This window comes from Kitasatospora sp. NPDC056273 (assembly GCF_042268845.1).
Lineage (GTDB): Bacteria > Actinomycetota > Actinomycetes > Streptomycetales > Streptomycetaceae > Kitasatospora.
Genome location: NZ_JBHJSJ010000005.1, coordinates 230,666 through 246,755, shown reverse-complemented (window position 1 = coordinate 246,755; position 16,090 = coordinate 230,666). Strand labels below are relative to the sequence as shown.

Genomic DNA, 16,090 nt, shown 5'->3' with positions numbered 1-16,090 from the left:
AACCGCGCGGGGGGCTTTTGTGGTGGTTTGTTTTTGTTTAAAACCCCCCCCCCCCCCCGGGCCCCCCCCCCCCCCCCCCCCCCCCCCCCCCCCCCCCCCGGGGGGGGGCCCCCCCACGGCCGGGGTGCAGCTCACCTCCTGAACTCTACAGGCGTGTAGAGGTCAGCGGGAGGAGTTCCGTCGAAGACGATCGACCCGGCCGGAGGACCGGCCGGGTCGGGGTGCCGGGGCGAGCCGGCCTCAGCGGTCCTTCCGCATCGAGGGCTCCTGCACCGACGGCGTGCGCGCCGACGACTTGCGCGCCGACCGCCGCCGCTGCCACAGGGCCAGCGGCACGATCCCGGCCAGCGCGGCGGCCTCCGGCGCCGGCGGCGCCTCGAACGGCGCGCCGGCCGCGCCCGCCGCCCCGGCCGGCACCTTGTCGAAGGTGTCCGGGACGGGCAGGGTGGACCAGTCCGACAGCGGCCAGGCGACCACGAAGGCCCGGCCGACCACGTTGTCCACCGGCACGAAGCCGTCGCCGGTCTCGTTGTGGTGCCAGCGGGAGTCCCGCGAGTTGTTGCGGTGGTCGCCCATCACCCACAGCTTGCCCTTGGGCACGGTGACGGTGCCCACCGGGTCGTTGTCGCAGGGCGTCGCACCGGGGAACAGGTACGGCTCGTCCAGCGCGACGCCGTTCACCCTCAGCGGCGCGCCCGCCTCGCAGTCGACGGTGTCCCCGCCGACCGCGATCACCCGCTTGATCAGGTCCTTCTCGTCCGCCGAGGGCATCAGGCCGACGGTGCTGAGCACCTTCTGGACACTGCCCATGACGGAGTCGCCGGAGCTCGCCGGCGTGCCCTCCAGCCAGCCGCCCGGATCGCGGAACACCACCACCTCGCCGCGCTCGGGCTTGGCGCCGAACCACGGGGTGAACTTGTCGACCAGCACCCGGTCGCCGATCGCGAGGGTCTGCTCCATCGAGCCGGAGGGGATGGAGAAGGCCTGCACGAAGAAGGTCTTGATGCCGAGCGAGAGCAGCAGCGCGATCACCAGCAGGATCGGCAGCTCCTGCCAGAACGGGCGCTTCTTCCGGGGGCGCTCGGCCTCCTCGTCGGCCTTCCCGGGAGCGTCGGCGCCCGCGTTCACCGCGTCCGCCCCCTCCGCCACCGCGGTGCCCGTACCCGCCTCCGCCCCCGCCCGGCCGTCCCCGGCCCCCTCGCGCTCCGCGGCTCCGCCGCTCTCGCCGGACTCCGCGCTCTGCTGCACAGTCATTTCCTCGGCCCCTCCGACGGCCTGGCGGGAGCCGGTAGGAAGACCCCCTGTCAGGAACGAACCTACCGAACAGAGGTTCCCGGGCGCGCCCTGACGTGGATGCGCTCGCCCTGCGGACCGAACAGGCTGAGGAACTCCACCGGCTGCGGGCCCGCGTTGCCGAAGGCGTGCGGGGTGCGGGTGTCGAACTCGGCGGCCTCACCGGCCGCCAGCACCAGGTCGTGGGTGCCGAGCACCAGCCGCAGCCGCCCGGACAGCACGTACAGCCACTCGTACCCCTCGTGGACCTTCAGCTCCAGGTCCGGCCCGGCGTTCCGGCCGGGCGGCACGATGTGCTTGTAGGCGTGCAGGCCTCCCAGGTGGCGGGTGAGCGGGACGATGGTCTGGCCGTTCCTGGTCACCGGGCGCGGGTGGATCCGCGGGTCTCCGGTGGCCGGGGCACCGACCAGTTCGTCCAGCGGCACCCGGTACTCCCGGGCCAGCGGCAGCAGCAGCTCCAGCGTCGGCTTGCGCTGCCCGGACTCCAGCCGGGACAGCGTGCTGAGCGAAATGCCGGTGGCGGCCGCCAGTTTGGCGAGCGTGGTGCCGCGCTCCCTGCGCAGCGCCCGCAGCCGCGGGCCCACCGTGGTGAGGACGTTCTCGAACTCTTCGTCGGCCATGCCTGCCATTTGCCGGTACGGCAAGGACCCTTGTCAATCCGGCACACGGGTGAGGACCCCTCCGCCACCCCTGCGGGTCACGCCCCCGGGCGCGTCCACGGCCCCGACGCCTATCCTCGCGTCATGCGCATCCACCTCACCCGGGACAGCGTCGCGGCCGGCGACGACGCCGACGCCCCGCACGCCGGGACCGCCACGCTCCCCGACGACCTGGACGCCCCGGCGGCGCTCACCGCCCTCGGGCTCCCCCGGCCCCGGCTCCCGCTGATCGGCGGCGGCCTCGCCACCTGGGTGGTGCGCGCCGCCGACGGCACCCCGCTGGCCGTCCTCGCCCAGCAGTGGCCGCGGCCCCGCCCGCTGCCGGCCTGGCAGGGCCCGCTCGACCGCCTGGCCGGAGCGGACGGCACCGTCCGGCTGCACGTCGAGTACCGGCGCCAGCTGGACCCGGAGGCCGAGTACCAGCGGCTGCTGCCCGGCTGAGGCCCACGGGTCCGAACAGCTACGGCGTGCCGAGGAACCAGAAGAACGGCCCCTGCTCGTACAGCGACCGCACGATCGGCTCGGACCAGTCCGTGACGACGAACAGCACCAGGCCCACCGCCCCGCCCAACAGCAGCCCGGCCGCCACGGCCGCCGTCATCATCCCCGCGATCGCCCGCATCCGGGCCTCCTCCCCCGTCGCCGGGGAGACTCCCCCGCCGGCCCCGCGGCGGCACCGAACGTCCTTGGACCGAGGCCGAGTTGTCACCGAGAAGTGAGCAACGGTGAGCAACGGGGGCGGGAAGCGCGGCCCGCTACCGGTACTCGCGCAGCCTGGCCCGCACCCCGAACGCGGTGAGGCCGAGCGCCAACACCAGCACCCCGCCGGCCAGCGCCGCCGTGGTGCCGTCGAGGTCGTCGTCGGTCGCGGCGACCGCCCGGTCCATCGCACCCGCGTTGATCGCGATGGTGTCCCCGATCGCGGTGCCCAACTGCCCGAAGTCGTAGTCGGACTGACCCTTCGACAGCCCGGTGTTGAGCGTGACCGCCTCCTTCAGCCTCCCGGCGTCGCGCAGCTCGCGGATCCCGCGGTCGGTCCGCTGGTACTGCTGGAAGGCGTCCAGCACCCGCTCAGCGGCGTCCTGCTCGCCCGCGAAGGTGATGTTGTGCAGCTCGCTCCCCAGGTAGCCGCCGAAGGGGACCACCGTACGGTCCGCGCGGTGCCGGGCGGCGGCGTCGGCCAGCCGGGCGCCGTAGTCCGGCAGTGCCGCCCCGTCGAGGCGGACGATCACCTGCGCCTTGTCGAGGAAGCCCTGCTCGTAGGCGGCGGCGCGGCTCGGGTCGGTGAGGTAGCGGCTCTCGTCGGCGTTCATGTCTTACGCCACGGCGCGGGCCCGGCTGAGCGCGATCACCGAGTCGTAGGCGTTGCTCTTCGCCGTCACCAGGCGGTCGTCCGCACGGCCCGCCAGGGCGAGCGCGGTCACCAGCGCCACGCCGGTCAGCACGGTGACGGCGGCCAACGCCGGGCTGAGGACCCGCCGGTAGCGCACGGCGAGGGCGCGCTGGAGGCCCAGCAGCGCGGCCAGCGCGAGCAGGCCGACGGCGAGCAGCCACCACCAGCCAGCGCCGAGCGCCCGGCGCTGCCCGGAGTACACCTGCTCGACGGTGGCCTCGTTGGCGGCGGTGACCTGGTCGGCGGCGGGCAGCAGCTGTTGGCGCAGCAGGTCGGTGGCCTGCCGGTAGGTGTCCAGGGCGGCCGGGGAGGGCTGTCCGGCCGGTGCCTTGGCCTGCTCCTCCAGCAGCCGGGCCTGGGCCACCAGGGCCTCGTAGCCGCCCAGTCGGCCGAGCACCAGCTGGACGGCGCGCTGCCCGGCCGGATCGCCGGCGGCGGCCTGGGCGGCCTGCTGGAGGTCGTCGTCGGCCTGGGCGCGGCGCTGCTCGTAGGCGTCCAGGGTCTGCCGGCGCAGCGCGGTGTAGTCGGGGTCGGCGCCGACCAGCAGCAGGTTGGCGGCCTGGGCGTCCATGTCGCTGAGCGCGAAGTAGAGGTCGGCGGCGCGGGTGGCCTGCGGGGCGGCCCGGTGGCCGATGGTGTCGGTGCCGTCGCGGGCTCCGCCGAGCACGGCGGTGGCGGTGGCGCCGAGGGCGAGCAGGGCGGCCAGGCTCAGTGCGGTGAGGCCGCGGACCAGGCGCGGGGTGGTCCAGTAGGCCCGGCTGCCCGTCCTGCGGACGGCCCGGCCCAGGCGGGCCGGGGCGCCCGGCGCCTTCCCGGCGCGGCCCTCCTCGGCCCGTTCCTCCCGGCCCCGGCCTTCCCCGGCGCGACCCTCCTCGGCAGGGTCGTCCTCCCGCGGGGCGCTCGCCCGGTGCTCCATGGAGGTCGTCATGACCACCCGTCCCTTCCCCCGTCGCACGGTCTGCCGACGCCCCGGCCGGAACCAAAGCACAGAACCGTTTCTCCACTTCCGCCGCGCGACGCTAGTGCCGCGTCACCGGCGACGAGGTGCTCCCTGACACCTCCTTGACGCCGCCGGGCACCGTTCTTGACGCGCTCTTGGCGCGCCCTCCCGGCGCCCGGCAGCCGTCACCCTCCGGCGAGGGCCGGGCGGCTCAGCCCTGGCCGGCCCTGCCGCCGCGGTTCGCCGTCTTCTTCCGACGGGCCCTCTTCTTACGGGCGCGCTCGGACACGGCGGTCCTCCTCGTGGACGTCGGGTCGGCCCGGTTCAGGCCGCCCGGCCGACCAACTGGTCGGCGAGCCTCGCCAGCCGCTTCAACGAACGCTCCTCCTGGGCGACCAGCGCCGTCTGCGCGACCGAACCGCCCTCGTAGTAGGCGCCGTTGGCGACCGCGACGCCCGGCAGGCAGAGCCGGACCACGGCCGCCGCCCCCTCCGCGGCCGGCGCGCCCGTACGCCCGTACAGCGGCAGCAGCGCGGTGGCGCACTGGCCCGGGTTGAGGCTGACGGCGGTGATGCCGGAGCCGGCCGGCGCCATCTCGGCGGTCGCCATGGTGAGCGCGAGCTGCGACTGGGCGTACGCGGCGACCCGCGAGTACCGCTTCGTCCGGTGCGGGTCCGCCCAGTTCATCGAGGCGGTGCGGTGCAGCGAGGAGGAGACGTTGACGATCCGGGCGTCGCCGGCCGCCGAGAGCGGCGCCCGCAGCAGCCGCGCCAGCAGGTGCGCGGCCAGGAAGTTGACCTGGAGCGAGACCTCGTTGCCGTCCTCGGTGAGGGTGCAGCGCTCGGGAGCCATCGCCGCGGCGTTGTTCACCAGCAGGTCCAGCGCCGGGTAGTGCTTGACGACCGTGCCGGCCAGCACCGCGATCTCCGCGAGGTGGGTGAAGTCGGCAGCCAGTTCGACGAGTTGGTCCCGCCGGGCACCTGCGGCGACCAGGCGCCCGACGGCCGCCTCGGCCTCGTCGGCGGTCCTGGCGTGCACCAGCACGGTCGCGCCCAGCCCGGCGAGCAGCCGGGCGGTCTCCCAGCCGATCCCGGAGGAGGCCCCGGTGACCAGGGCGGTGCGGCCGGACAACGCGGCGCCGGACATTTCGGACACGGCGGAGATGGACAGGACGGAGTCGGACATGACCGTTCCCAGGGTGCGTGGCACCGCCGGCCCTGACCGGACCGGGGTGCGGGCTCAACTGGCCCGATGGAATGAGGAGAAGAGGAACGCCGAGCGCCTTCTACGGATCGCGACGGCCCCCCGGACGAGGCCCGCGCGCGCCCGCCCCCGCCCGCGCCGCGACGGCGCCGGGACGGGGTACGGCGCGCACCGTGCCCTCCGGCGGGGAGGCGCGGATCAGCGCACGGCGATGACGGCCACGGCAGCGCGGACCGTCGGCCGCCTATGCGGCGGACGGTCGTGATGGCGTACCGGGCGGTTCATGCTCCTCATCCAACCGACGCTCCCCCACCCGGGCAAGCGCCGCGCCGACGCCCTGACGAATCCCTGACGCGGCCCCGCCGCGCGGTCACGCCCCTGGGGCCCGGGGCGCCCGGAGCTCCGGCCTACAGCCAGTTCCGCTTCTTGAACACCAGGTACAGCCCGGTGCACACCAGTGCCATCAACCCGATCGCGAACGGGTAGCCGAAGGCCCACTGGAGCTCCGGCATCGTCTCGAAGTTCATCCCGTACACCGTGCCGATCAGGGTCGGCGCGAAGAGGATGGCCGCCCAGGAGGAGATCTTCTTGATCTCGTCGTTCTGCACGTGCCCCGCCTCGGCGAGCTGCTTCATCTCCTCGTTCTGCCGCTGCGAGACCAGCGTCGCGTTGACGGTCAGGATGTTCTGGAGCATCTGCCGGAAGCCGTCCACCCGCTCGGCGGCGTAGGTGGCGTGGTCGGCGACGTCGCGCAGGTAGCGCTGGAGCTCCTCGTCGGTGCCGTACTTGCCGAAGCCCGCCTCCAGGCTCTTCATGATCTCCAGCAGCGGGCGGGTGGCCCGCTGGAACTCGATCACCTCGCGGGACAGCTCGTAGATGCGGCGGGAGACCTGCGGATCGCCCCCGAACACCTCGGTCTCGATCTCGTCGATGTCGTGCTGGAGGCCGGCGATCACCGGCGCGTAGCCGTCCACCACGGCGTCCAGCACCGCGTACAGCACCGCCTCGGGGCCGAGCGCCAGCAGCTCCGGGTCGTCCTCCAGGCGGCGGCGCACCGCCGACAGGTCCGGGGCCTGGGAGTGCCGGACGGTGAGCACGAAGTCGGGGCCGACGAAGAGGTGGATCTCACCGAAGTCGACCTCCTCCGCCTCGTCCAGGTAGCGGGCGGCGCGCAGCACGACGAACAGGGTGTCGCCGTAGCGCTCCAGCTTCGGCCGCTGGTGGGCGACGATGGCGTCCTCGACGGCCAGCTCGTGCAGGTCGAACCGGTCGGCGGCCTCCAGCAGCTGCGCCTCGGCGGGGCGGAACAGGCCGATCCAGGCCATCGTGCCGGGCCGGTCGGGCAGCGTGCGGTAGATGTCGGCGAGGTCGGTGGGCGCGTCTATCCGGCGGCCGTCGCGGTAGACCGCCGCGTCCACGACGGAACGCTCCAGCGTCACCGGTTCGACGGGCTGGTCGGGGCGCGGGTCCATCGAGTGCTCGGGCGCCGGCTGGGTGTCCGAGGGCCGGACGACGGAACGGGAGAACGGACGCTTGCTCGCGCGCACGGCGCGCACACGCCAGTCGGACATGGCGGAGACCTCCACGGGGGATGCCCGGCCGCCGTACGGGAACACGGCGGACCGGAGGCGCCCGGCCGGCCGCCACGCGCACGGCGCGACCGGCGGCGCCTCGCCGGGAGGACGAGGTCAGTGCCGCGCGGGAGCCGTACGGGAGGAGGTGTGCCGGGGGCTGCGAGTGGTGCGGGACAACCGGGGGCGGGGCCGACTTCGACCCGTACTACTGCACTCCACGGCTCTCACCTCCTCGGCTCCGCGCGTTCACGCACCGGGAGGGGCGCCAGCACAACCCCGCCGAGTCTAGTACCCGTACGCCCCGGCCTCCGACCAGGGCCCCGGGCCGGGCACGCGTCCACCGCCCGCACCGGTGTTCCACGGAGCGCCCGGCGCCGGCCCCGCGCCCTCTCAACGGCCGCACCGGGCAGGGTTGTTCGTCCACAGCGAAGCCGTCACGAATCGGCGACCACGCCACTACGCTACGTGTCATGACTTCTTCGAAGAAGGCCCCGGGGCGGGGTACTGCGGTGGTGGTCGGCGGCGGACTCGCGGGGCTGGCGGCCGCCTGGGCGCTGCGCGGGATCGCCGAGCGGATCGTCGTGGTGGAGCGCGACCGGTACCCGGCGGGGACGGAGTTCCGGGCCGGGGTGCCGCAGGGCCGGCACGCCCACCTGGTGCTGGAGGCCGGGCACCGGCTGCTGGACGAGATGATGCCCGGCATCAAGCAGCAGCTGATGGACGCGGGCGCGCAGCGGGTGGCCGCCTCGGACGTCAGGTGGCTGTGCTCCGCGGGGTGGCTGGCCGAGTATCCGGCGCAGATGGCCTTCCTCTCCTGCACCCGGCCGCTGCTCGACGCGTTCGTGCTGGACCGGGTCCGCGCCCACCCCGCGATCGAGTTCCTGGAGGGGACGGACGTGGTCGGGCTGCTCGGCTCGGCGACGGCGGTGACCGGGGTGAAGGTCCGCGAGCGCGGACCGGAGCGCGGCGAGGTCCGGGAGATACCGGCCGAGTTGGTGGTGGACGCGGCCGGCCGCTCGACCTCGGTGCCCAAGTGGCTGGCCGAACTGGGCTGCCCGCCGGTACCCGAGGAGCGGGTGGACGCGGGCGTCGCGTACGCCTCCCGGATCTTCCACCGCCCGGCCGGGTCCGACCTCGGCGACCAGGCGGTCTACCTCCAGACCAAGGCCCCGGACGCGCAGCGGATGGGCGTCCTGCTGCCGGTCGAGGGCGACCGCTGGATCGTCAGCCTCGCCGGGATGCGCGGCGCCGAACCGGCGGCCGGCCCGGAGGGGTTCGCCGAGCACCTGGGGCAGCTGCGCGACCCCCTCCTGCACGAGGTGCTGCAGGGCGCCGAACCGGCGGGCGAGGTCCGGGGGTTCCTCCCCGGCCCGGGCGTGCGCCGGCACTACGAGCGCGGCGGACCGGACGGGCTGGTGGTGGTCGGCGACGCCGCGAGCACCTTCAACCCGGTGTACGGGCAGGGCGTCACCGTCGCCCTGTTCTGCGCCCGGGAGCTGCGCCGCTCCGCGAAGCGGCACGGCGGCATCGGGCACGCCGCGGCCCGCGCCGCGCGGCGCGCCGTCGCCGCGGCCTCCGCGGTGCCGTGGATGATCTCCTGCGCCGAGGACGCCCGCTTCCGCGCCACCGCCGGCGCGCCCGCCGGGGCCCTGGTCGGGCTCCAGCACCGGTTCTTCGACAAGGTGCTGGCCGCCAGCACCCGGGACCCGGCGGTCACCGCGGCGTTCCACGAGGTGATGTCGCTGGTGGCGCCGCCGTCGCTGCTGTTCCGGCCGTCGGTGCTCGCGGCGGTCCTGCGGGCCTGAGGGGGCACGGGAACGAGGGGCCGGCGCGGCGCTCCGGGCGTGAGGGGGCGCGGCGCCGGCGCGGCGCTCCGGAGCGCCGCATCCCGAGGTGCGCAGCGCTCCGGCGCGCTACGCCCCGAGGTGCGCGGCGACGTACGGCAGCGCCACCTGCTCCAGGCCGCGCAGGCCGAAGGCGGGGTGGACGTTGACCTCGAAGACCACGCCGCCGCTCTCGGCCGCGAGGTCCACCCCGGCCAGGTCGAGCCCCAGGGAGGCGGCCGCCGCGACGGCCGACTCCGCGAGCCCGTCCGGCAGTTCGGCGTAGTCGAGCACGGTGGAGACGGCCCCCCGGCTCTCGTTGCAGGGCGCGTCCGGGTCCACCTGGACGTGCTCGACCACCCGGACCACGCGCCCGTGCAGCACCACCACCCGGTACTGGTGGCGGCGCCCGTCCGGGAGGATGTTGCGGGCGTCACGGGCGAGCAGCCAGGGCGCCCGCGCGTAGTGCCGCGCGGCGGCGTCCAGCTGGGCGCGGGTCGTGACGTGGAAGACGTCGTCGCCGCCCATCCCGACGCAGGGCCGGGCCCAGACGTCGCCGCCGAGTTCCGCGAAGGCCTCGGCGGCGGCCTCCGGGCTCGGCTCGCGGAGCGCGATGCTGGGCATGTGCGGCACGCCGTCCCGGACGAAGCGGGCGACGGTGAGGTCCTTCTCGGTGGCCGCCCGCCACGCCTGGGCGTCGGTGCCGAGCGAGCGGGCGCCGACTCCGCGCAGCCGCCGCTGGAAGTCCTCGAACGCGCGGCGCCGGTGCGGCGGGATCTCGTAGACGATCACCGTCTCGGCGGTCACCGTCCGGCCGCCCGCCTCCAGTCGGAACCCGCCCGCGTCGTCGGCCTCGATCAGGCCGCTGCCGCCGGTCAGGAAGTGCCGGGCGTCCAGCTGTACGGGTTCCCGGCCGGTCAGCGTCCGGGCGGCGGCGGCGAGCACCTGCCGACTGCCTTCGGTCGAGCTGTGATCGGTCAGGAGTACGAGATCGCGTCGGGGCATGCGGACATGCAAGCGAGTACGGCGTGACCACGACAAGGCGGCCTCGTGCGCCATCGGCCCGGCGGGGTGGCCGAAACCGGGTATCCGCAACCGTGCCGCCCCGCTCCGAGCCGTCCGCTTCGTCGCCCGGTTAATTCGGATGCGCCCGCTCCGCCCGCCCGCTAGCCTGCCCGACATGTCTACGCCCCGAATCTCCTAGCTCGCGGACCCGCTTCCACGCCACCCGTGTGTCCGCAAGCTTTTTCGGAGCGTTATCCCATGATCACCACCCGTGGTGTCGACGTGCGCGTCGGCGCCCGCCTGCTGCTGTCCGACGTCACCCTGCACATCGCCCCCGGCGACCGGATCGGCCTGGTCGGCCGCAACGGCGCCGGCAAGACCACCCTGCTCGCCACCCTGGCCGGGCAGCTCGCGCCCGCCGCCGGCACGGTCACCCGGACCGGGGCCGTCGGCTACCTCCCGCAGGACTCCCGCGCCGCCGACCCGTCGGCCACCGTCACCGACCGCGTCCTGTCCGCCCGCGGCCTGGACGCCGCCGTCCGCGCCGTGCGCGCCGCCGAGGCCGCGATGGCCCGGGCCGGGTCGCCCGCCGAGGAGCGCCGGGCGATGGACGCGTACGTCCGGGCCGAGGCCGGGTTCCAGTCCCGGGGCGGCTACGCCGCCGAGGCCGAGGCGGCCCGGATCGCGGCCGGGATCGGCCTGCCCACCCGGGTGATGGACTCCCCCGTCGGCACGCTCTCCGGCGGTCAGCGCCGCCGGGTCGAACTGGCCCGCATCCTGTTCGCCGACCACGGCACCCTGCTGCTGGACGAGCCGACCAACCACCTGGACGCCGACTCCGTCGCCTGGCTGCGCGGCTTCCTCGCCACCCACCGCGGCGGACTGGTCCTGATCAGCCACGACCTCGGACTGCTCGAGGAGACCGTCAACCGGGTCTTCCACCTGGACCCGCAGCGCGCCACGATCGACGTCCACAACACCGGCTGGCAGACCTACCTGAACCAGCGCGCCGCCGACGAGCGCCGCCGCACCCGGGAGCGCGCCAACGCCGAGCGCAAGGCCGCCGCCCTGCACACCCAGGCCGACCGGATGCGGGCCAACGTCGCCACCGCGACCACCGCCCGCAGCATGGCCCGCCGGGCCGACCGGATGCTCGCCGAACTCGAACCCGTCCGGCAGGCCGAGCGCACCGCCCGGATCCGGCTGCCCGAGCCCGCCCCGTGCGGCCGGATGCCGCTGGGCGCGATCAGCCTCGCCAAGTCCTACGGCGGCCGGCCGGTGCTGACCGGCCTGGACCTCGCCGTGGACCGCGGCAGCCGGCTGGTCGTGCTCGGCCCGAACGGAGCCGGCAAGACCACCCTGCTGCGCGTCCTGGCCGGCCGGGAGGCCCCGGACGCCGGCCGCGTCGTCCCCGGCACCGGCCTGCGGCTCGGCTACTTCGCCCAGGAGCACGACACCCTCGACCCGGCGCTCAGCGTGCGCGACAACCTCGCCGCGGCCGCGCCCGGCCTGACCGACGGCGAACTGCGGCACGTGCTCGGTGCGTTCCTCTTCCGCGGCGACGACGCCGACAAGCCGGCCGGGGTGCTGTCCGGCGGCGAGAAGACCCGGCTCGCCCTGGCCGCCCTGGTGCACTCCGGCGCCAACGTGCTGCTGCTCGACGAGCCGACCAACAACCTCGACCCGGCCTCCCGCACGGAGGTCCTGGCCGCGGTCGGCGGCTACCCCGGCGCGATCGTGATGGTCACCCACGACCCGGACGCCATCGAGGCGCTCCGGCCGGACCGCGTGCTCCTCCTCCCGGACGGCGACGAGGACCTCTGGCACGACACCTACCTGGACCTGGTCACGCAGTCCTGAGGGCCGGTGCCCGCCCGCCGGGCTTCCTCCCGGCGGGCGGGCGGGCCGGCCCGGCCCGGCTACGGCTTGCGCGCCTCGATCAGGAAGCGCGCCGAGTGGGCGACGAACGGCCCGTCGGCGCGGATCCGCCCGTCCAGCTCGCGCAGCCGGTCCCGGTGGGCCTCGACGGTGAAGCCCGGGACCATCCAGACCACCTTGCGCAGGAAGTACACCACCGCGCCGATGTCCCGGAACTCCGTCCGCAGCCGCTCGGACCGCAGGTCCACCACCTCCAGCCCGGCCGCCCGCGCCTCGGCACCCTCCACCTCGGGGCGGCGGCCCTCCCGTGCCTCCGGCTGCGGCCCGAGGAAGTACTCGACCAGCTCGAAGACCGACGCCGGGCCGACGTGCTGGGCGAAGTACGTGCCACCGGGGCGCAGCACCCGGGCGATCTCCGTCCACCAGGCCCGCACCGGGTGCCGGCTGCTGACCAGGTCGAAGGCCCCGTCGGCGAACGGCAGCGGCGGCTCGTCCGGGTCCGCGACCACCACCGCGCCCAGCGGGTGCAGCAGCCGCGTGGCGCGGGCCAGGTTGGGCGGCCAGGACTCGGTGGCCGCGAGCACGGGCGGCCGCCCGCCCAGCCGTACGGCGCCCGCGAGCACCTCGCCCCCGCCGGTCTGGACGTCCAGCGCCGCCGTCGCCGCGCCCAGCCGCCCGGCCAGCAGCCGCTGGTAGCCCCAGGAGGGCCGCTCCTCGGTCGCCCGGCCCTCCAGCCATGAGAAGTCCCAGCCGTCCACGGACACGGACTCCGCCTCGGCGATCAGCTCTTCGAAGGTACGCATGTCCGCATCATGACGGCGGGTCCACCGCCCGGCCAGCGGATTCCCTCGGCGGGCGCCGCCAGCCACTGCATCGGCCGCGGCTTCCGAAAATTGATGACGGATCCTCATATTCCTGTGGACGAGGCTCGATTGGCCCCGACAGAACCTTCACGCGATGTTGGGGAAATCTCACCTCGGCGGAGCCCGGAGCTAACGTCGTGGTTACACACCGTCGGTACGCTGGGGGACAACGGTGATCGGCAACGGACCCGAGGGGAGGCGGCGGTGACGGCACGGCGCATCTCGCGCGGCAAGCGGCTCGCCCTTCTCCTCGCCGCCCTCGTCTCGGCCCTGTTCGCCGTCCTCGCGACCGGCGCCCAGGCGTACGCCGCCGAGCCGCTGCCGAAACCCGCGGCGGCTGCCGAGGGGGACCCGACCTGCAAGGCCCACCACGCCGCGGAGGCCCTGACCGGCCGGGCCGCGGCCCGCCACCGCGCGTGCGGCGGCACGGCCGTCCGCACGGCCCTCCTCGCCCCCGTCGGCACCGGCGTCGCGGCCACACCCGCCACGGTGCCCACCGGGCCGGTACCGGAAGCGAACGGGTCGAGACCGGCCGCGCTCGCGCGCCTCCAGGTGTTCCGCTGCTGACAGCTCCCGCGAGCTGACGCTCCCCGCACGCGATCCGGCGCGCGCCCGGTACGGGCACGCGCGGCCCCGCCATGCCCTCGGCCGGCGATCCGCGGCCCGGACCGGCGCACCGCTCCGCCGCACCCGCGTCAGCCCGCCGCTGCCCCACGACAGCAGCTCCCCGCCCGGCACCACCCGGGCGGGCAGAAGGAGACCTCTCATGCAGTCCCTCGTGACGCACGCCCGCGTCTTCCCGCACCGGCTCGCCACCAGCGGCCACGACCTCGGCCGGCTCTCGGCCGGGCAGGCCCCCGAAGCCCTGTTCATCACCTGCTCCGACTCCCGCGTGGTTCCGGCCCTGATCACCGGATCCCGCCCCGGGCAGCTGTTCGAGCTGCGCACCGCCGGGAACATCGTCCCCGCCTACGACACCACCGCCCCCAGCGGTGAGGCGGCCACCATCGAGTACGCCGTCGACATCCTCCGGGTCCCCGACATCATCGTCTGCGGGCACTCCCACTGCGGGGCCATCGGTGCCCTCGTCCGGGCCGAGGACCTGGCCCCCGTCCCCGCCGTGCGGACCTGGCTCGAGCACGCCGCTCCGCCGACCCGCCACCTCGCCCCCGTTCCGGCCCACGACCAGGAGGCTGACGTCGCGGGGCCGGTGCAGCGCAACGTGCTCGCCCAGCTCGACCGACTGCACACCTACCCGGGCGTGACCCGCCGCCTGGCGGAGGGCACCCTGCGCCTGCACGGCTGGTACTACGAGGTGCACACCGGCACCGTCCTGGCCGGCTCGGACCGGGGGTTCCTGCCGCTGTGAACACGCCCGACCGCAACCGCATCCCCGACAGCTCCGGGCTCCGTGGCCGCAACCGGGTTCCCGACGGCTCCGACGGTTCCGCCGCGTCCGCGCCGCGCGGCCCCTTCGCGCACTGGCGCCAGGACCTGCCCGCCTCGCTGGTCGTCTTCCTGGTGGCCGTCCCGCTCTGCGTGGGCGTCGCCGTCGCCTCCGGTGTGCCGGCCGAACGCGGCCTGATCACCGGCATCGTCGGCGGCCTGGTCGTCGGCCTGCTCCCCGGCAGCAGCCTCCAGGTCAGCGGGCCGGCCGCCGGACTGACCGTTCTCGTCTACGACGCCGTCCAGCAGTTCGGGCTCGCCTCCCTGGGGCCCCTCGTCCTCGCCGCCGGGGTCCTCCAGGTCACGATGGGCCTGCTGCGGATGGGCCGCTGGTTCCGCGCGATCTCCCTGTCGGTCGTCCACGGCATGCTCGCCGGGATCGGCCTCATCCTGATCCTCGGCCAGCTGTACGCCGTCTCGGGCCGGTCCGCGCCGGGCACCGGCCCCGCCAAGGTGGCCGGGCTCCCCGCGCTGCTCGGCGACTGGCTGACCGGCCGGGCCGCGATGACCGCCGTCCTCATGACCGCCGCCACGGTGGCCCTGCTGATGTGCTGGAAGAAGCTGCCCGGCCCCGTCCGCGCGGTGCCCGCCCCGCTGGCGGCGGTCGCCCTCGCCGCCGGTGCGACCGCGCTGTTCGACCTGGACGTCCCCAGGGTGGACGTGGACGGCCTGCTCGGCGCCGTCGCCGTCCCGACCGCGGACGGCTTCGGGGCCGTCGCGAGCGCGGCGGGCCTCGGCACCGTGCTCGCGTTCGCCGTCATCGCCTCCGCCGAGAGCCTGTTCAGCGCCGCCGCGGTCGACCAGATGCACGACGGACGCCGCACCGACTACGACCGGGAGCTCACCTCCCAGGGCGTCGGCAACGCCCTGTGCGGGCTGCTCGGCGCGCTGCCGATGACCGCCGTGATCGTCCGCAGCGCCGCCAACGTCCAGGCCGGCGCCCGGACCAGGACCTCCCGCGTCCTGCACGGTGTCTGGCTGCTGCTGTTCGCCGCACTGCTGCCCGCCGTCCTGGGACTGATCCCGCTCGCCGTCCTCGGCGGCGTCCTCATCCACGCCGGCGGCAAGCTGATCCCGCTGCGGCAGGGCGCGGACCAGTGGCGGGCACACCGCGGCGAGGTCGTGGTGCTGACCGCCACCGCCGGCGCGATCGTCGTCACCAACCTCTTCGAGGGCGTGCTGCTCGGGGTGGCCCTCGCCGTCGCCAAGAGCGCCTGGCAGACCTCCCGGTTGCACATCGATCTCACCGACGACGGTGACGGTCGACCGCTGCAGGTCCGGCTGAGCGGCAACGCCACCTTCCTGCGGCTGCCCCGCCTGCTGGACACGCTGGAGTCGCTGCCGACGGACCGCGCGGTCGACCTCGACTGGAGCGAACTGCGCCACCTCGACCACGCCTGCCGCAGCGCCCTGCTCACCTGGGCCGACCAGCACACCGCACGGGGCAGCACCGACGTACGGCTGAAACCGCCACTGGTCATGAGCGCCTGACGATCGGACGGACGGCGGGTGGGCGGGGCGCCCCTTCGGAGCGACCCCGCCCACCCGCCGCGGTGTCCCCGTCGGCGCCGGCCGTGCGTTCCGCTACCGTCCGGGCTCCTCCGCCCCGACCCCGGCGGTGACCTCGGCCAGCTGGTCGAACGTGCGGTTGAGTACCGACCGGCGTTCGTCCTTGTAGCCCGGGGAGGGTTCCAGGTCGTCGACGGTCCGCTCCCAGACGGCCATGAACGCCGTCTTCCAGCCCGTGATCACGTCGGTTTCCGGCAGCTGGTGGACACCGTGGCCGGCCCGCGCCATGACGTGCAGCAGCTCCAGGTTGCACGGCACGGCGACGCCCCAGTACTCGTCCGGTTCGAGCTCGACGGGATCGCCGGCCATCGCCTCGGCGACCTCGGTGACGAGCCGGTCGATGAGGACCGACAGGTGGTCCAGCGCCGTGTCGCTCTCGAAGTTCCCACTGCCCCACGTGCCCACGAGGTCTCCTCTGAAGGGTGCCGCCGTCTGTCCCCGCCA

Annotated in this window: 16 protein-coding genes; 6 read left to right on the top strand and 10 right to left on the bottom strand. The window is 75.0% G+C overall.

Annotated elements, in window-relative coordinates:
- Positions 1-240: 240 nt before the first annotated feature.
- Complete coding sequence (gene lepB, locus ACFCY1_RS07095; RefSeq protein WP_117493041.1) at positions 241-1,254, bottom strand: signal peptidase I; 1,014 nt, start codon at positions 1,252-1,254, stop codon at positions 241-243.
- Between the two features lie 62 nt (positions 1,255-1,316).
- Positions 1,317-1,913, bottom strand: a complete 597-nt coding sequence (locus tag ACFCY1_RS07090) for a helix-turn-helix domain-containing protein (RefSeq protein ID WP_049654612.1) — start codon at positions 1,911-1,913, stop codon at positions 1,317-1,319.
- A gap of 123 nt (positions 1,914-2,036) precedes the next feature.
- Between ACFCY1_RS07090 and ACFCY1_RS07085 the strand changes: the two genes are divergently transcribed.
- A complete protein-coding gene (locus tag ACFCY1_RS07085; protein ID WP_375873828.1) occupies positions 2,037-2,393 on the top strand; it encodes a hypothetical protein in 357 nt (118 codons plus the stop codon).
- 19 nt (positions 2,394-2,412) lie between these two features.
- Here ACFCY1_RS07085 and ACFCY1_RS07080 read toward each other — a convergent pair whose 3' ends face one another.
- The 5 genes from ACFCY1_RS07080 to ACFCY1_RS07060 all read right to left on the bottom strand — a co-directional run bounded on the left by ACFCY1_RS07080 (position 2,413) and on the right by ACFCY1_RS07060 (position 7,059).
- Complete coding sequence (locus ACFCY1_RS07080) at positions 2,413-2,574, bottom strand: hypothetical protein (protein WP_158077757.1); 162 nt, start codon at positions 2,572-2,574, stop codon at positions 2,413-2,415.
- 133 nt (positions 2,575-2,707) lie between these two features.
- Positions 2,708-3,265 carry a hypothetical protein gene (locus ACFCY1_RS07075; RefSeq protein WP_375873827.1) on the bottom strand — a complete coding sequence of 186 codons (558 nt, stop codon included), beginning with the start codon at positions 3,263-3,265 and terminating at the stop codon, positions 2,708-2,710.
- A 3-nt stretch (positions 3,266-3,268) separates the two neighbouring features.
- Positions 3,269-4,273 carry a hypothetical protein gene (locus ACFCY1_RS07070; RefSeq protein ID WP_375873826.1) on the bottom strand — a complete coding sequence of 335 codons (1,005 nt, stop codon included), beginning with the start codon at positions 4,271-4,273 and terminating at the stop codon, positions 3,269-3,271.
- A 336-nt stretch (positions 4,274-4,609) separates the two neighbouring features.
- On the bottom strand, positions 4,610-5,470 hold the full coding sequence (locus ACFCY1_RS07065) for an SDR family NAD(P)-dependent oxidoreductase (protein ID WP_375873825.1): 861 nt from the start codon (positions 5,468-5,470) through the stop codon (positions 4,610-4,612).
- Between the two features lie 425 nt (positions 5,471-5,895).
- Positions 5,896-7,059, bottom strand: a complete 1,164-nt coding sequence (locus ACFCY1_RS07060; protein WP_049654602.1) for a magnesium and cobalt transport protein CorA — start codon at positions 7,057-7,059, stop codon at positions 5,896-5,898.
- 473 nt (positions 7,060-7,532) lie between these two features.
- Between ACFCY1_RS07060 and ACFCY1_RS07055 the strand changes: the two genes are divergently transcribed.
- Positions 7,533-8,867, top strand: coding sequence for an NAD(P)/FAD-dependent oxidoreductase (locus tag ACFCY1_RS07055; protein WP_375873824.1), 1,335 nt, complete (start codon positions 7,533-7,535; stop codon positions 8,865-8,867).
- Positions 8,868-8,975: 108 nt separating this feature from the next.
- Here the strand turns inward: ACFCY1_RS07055 and ACFCY1_RS07050 are convergent, their stop codons facing one another.
- Positions 8,976-9,890, bottom strand: a complete 915-nt coding sequence (locus ACFCY1_RS07050; protein ID WP_375873823.1) for a RimK family alpha-L-glutamate ligase — start codon at positions 9,888-9,890, stop codon at positions 8,976-8,978.
- Between the two features lie 258 nt (positions 9,891-10,148).
- On the opposite strand from ACFCY1_RS07050, the gene ACFCY1_RS07045 reads away from it, so the two are divergent.
- The gene (locus ACFCY1_RS07045; protein WP_181970914.1) at positions 10,149-11,750 is read left to right on the top strand and encodes an ABC-F family ATP-binding cassette domain-containing protein; all 1,602 of its coding nucleotides are present in this window, start codon (positions 10,149-10,151) and stop codon (positions 11,748-11,750) included.
- A gap of 59 nt (positions 11,751-11,809) precedes the next feature.
- Here ACFCY1_RS07045 and ACFCY1_RS07040 read toward each other — a convergent pair whose 3' ends face one another.
- A complete protein-coding gene (locus ACFCY1_RS07040) occupies positions 11,810-12,571 on the bottom strand; it encodes a class I SAM-dependent methyltransferase (protein WP_375873822.1) in 762 nt (253 codons plus the stop codon).
- A gap of 264 nt (positions 12,572-12,835) precedes the next feature.
- Between ACFCY1_RS07040 and ACFCY1_RS07035 the strand changes: the two genes are divergently transcribed.
- From ACFCY1_RS07035 to ACFCY1_RS07025, 3 genes are all read left to right on the top strand, one after another.
- Positions 12,836-13,198 carry a hypothetical protein gene (locus tag ACFCY1_RS07035; protein ID WP_375873821.1) on the top strand — a complete coding sequence of 121 codons (363 nt, stop codon included), beginning with the start codon at positions 12,836-12,838 and terminating at the stop codon, positions 13,196-13,198.
- A gap of 199 nt (positions 13,199-13,397) precedes the next feature.
- On the top strand, positions 13,398-14,000 hold the full coding sequence (locus ACFCY1_RS07030) for a carbonic anhydrase (RefSeq protein ID WP_049653421.1): 603 nt from the start codon (positions 13,398-13,400) through the stop codon (positions 13,998-14,000).
- Positions 13,997-15,568, top strand: a complete 1,572-nt coding sequence (locus ACFCY1_RS07025; RefSeq protein ID WP_375873820.1) for a SulP family inorganic anion transporter — start codon at positions 13,997-13,999, stop codon at positions 15,566-15,568. Before ACFCY1_RS07030 ends, ACFCY1_RS07025 begins: the two co-directional genes overlap by 4 nt.
- Positions 15,569-15,661: 93 nt before the next feature.
- Here the strand turns inward: ACFCY1_RS07025 and ACFCY1_RS07020 are convergent, their stop codons facing one another.
- Positions 15,662-16,051: a DUF4259 domain-containing protein gene (locus ACFCY1_RS07020; RefSeq protein ID WP_375873819.1), complete on the bottom strand. Its 390-nt coding sequence runs from the start codon at positions 16,049-16,051 to the stop codon at positions 15,662-15,664.
- Positions 16,052-16,090 lie beyond the last annotated feature (39 nt).

Bases quoted from the DNA above. Each gene is read 5' to 3' on its own strand.
- lepB (WP_117493041.1), bottom strand. From the start codon at position 1,254: ATGACTGTGCAGCAGAGCGCGGAGTCCGGCGAGAGCGGCGGAGCCGCG.
- ACFCY1_RS07090 (WP_049654612.1), bottom strand. From the start codon at position 1,913: ATGGCCGACGAAGAGTTCGAGAACGTCCTCACCACGGTGGGCCCGCGG.
- ACFCY1_RS07085 (WP_375873828.1), top strand. From the start codon at position 2,037: ATGCGCATCCACCTCACCCGGGACAGCGTCGCGGCCGGCGACGACGCC.
- ACFCY1_RS07080 (WP_158077757.1), bottom strand. From the start codon at position 2,574: ATGCGGGCGATCGCGGGGATGATGACGGCGGCCGTGGCGGCCGGGCTG.
- ACFCY1_RS07075 (WP_375873827.1), bottom strand. From the start codon at position 3,265: ATGAACGCCGACGAGAGCCGCTACCTCACCGACCCGAGCCGCGCCGCC.
- ACFCY1_RS07070 (WP_375873826.1), bottom strand. From the start codon at position 4,273: ATGACGACCTCCATGGAGCACCGGGCGAGCGCCCCGCGGGAGGACGAC.
- ACFCY1_RS07065 (WP_375873825.1), bottom strand. From the start codon at position 5,470: ATGTCCGACTCCGTCCTGTCCATCTCCGCCGTGTCCGAAATGTCCGGC.
- ACFCY1_RS07060 (WP_049654602.1), bottom strand. From the start codon at position 7,059: ATGTCCGACTGGCGTGTGCGCGCCGTGCGCGCGAGCAAGCGTCCGTTC.
- ACFCY1_RS07055 (WP_375873824.1), top strand. From the start codon at position 7,533: ATGACTTCTTCGAAGAAGGCCCCGGGGCGGGGTACTGCGGTGGTGGTC.
- ACFCY1_RS07050 (WP_375873823.1), bottom strand. From the start codon at position 9,890: ATGCCCCGACGCGATCTCGTACTCCTGACCGATCACAGCTCGACCGAA.
- ACFCY1_RS07045 (WP_181970914.1), top strand. From the start codon at position 10,149: ATGATCACCACCCGTGGTGTCGACGTGCGCGTCGGCGCCCGCCTGCTG.
- ACFCY1_RS07040 (WP_375873822.1), bottom strand. From the start codon at position 12,571: ATGCGTACCTTCGAAGAGCTGATCGCCGAGGCGGAGTCCGTGTCCGTG.
- ACFCY1_RS07030 (WP_049653421.1), top strand. From the start codon at position 13,398: ATGCAGTCCCTCGTGACGCACGCCCGCGTCTTCCCGCACCGGCTCGCC.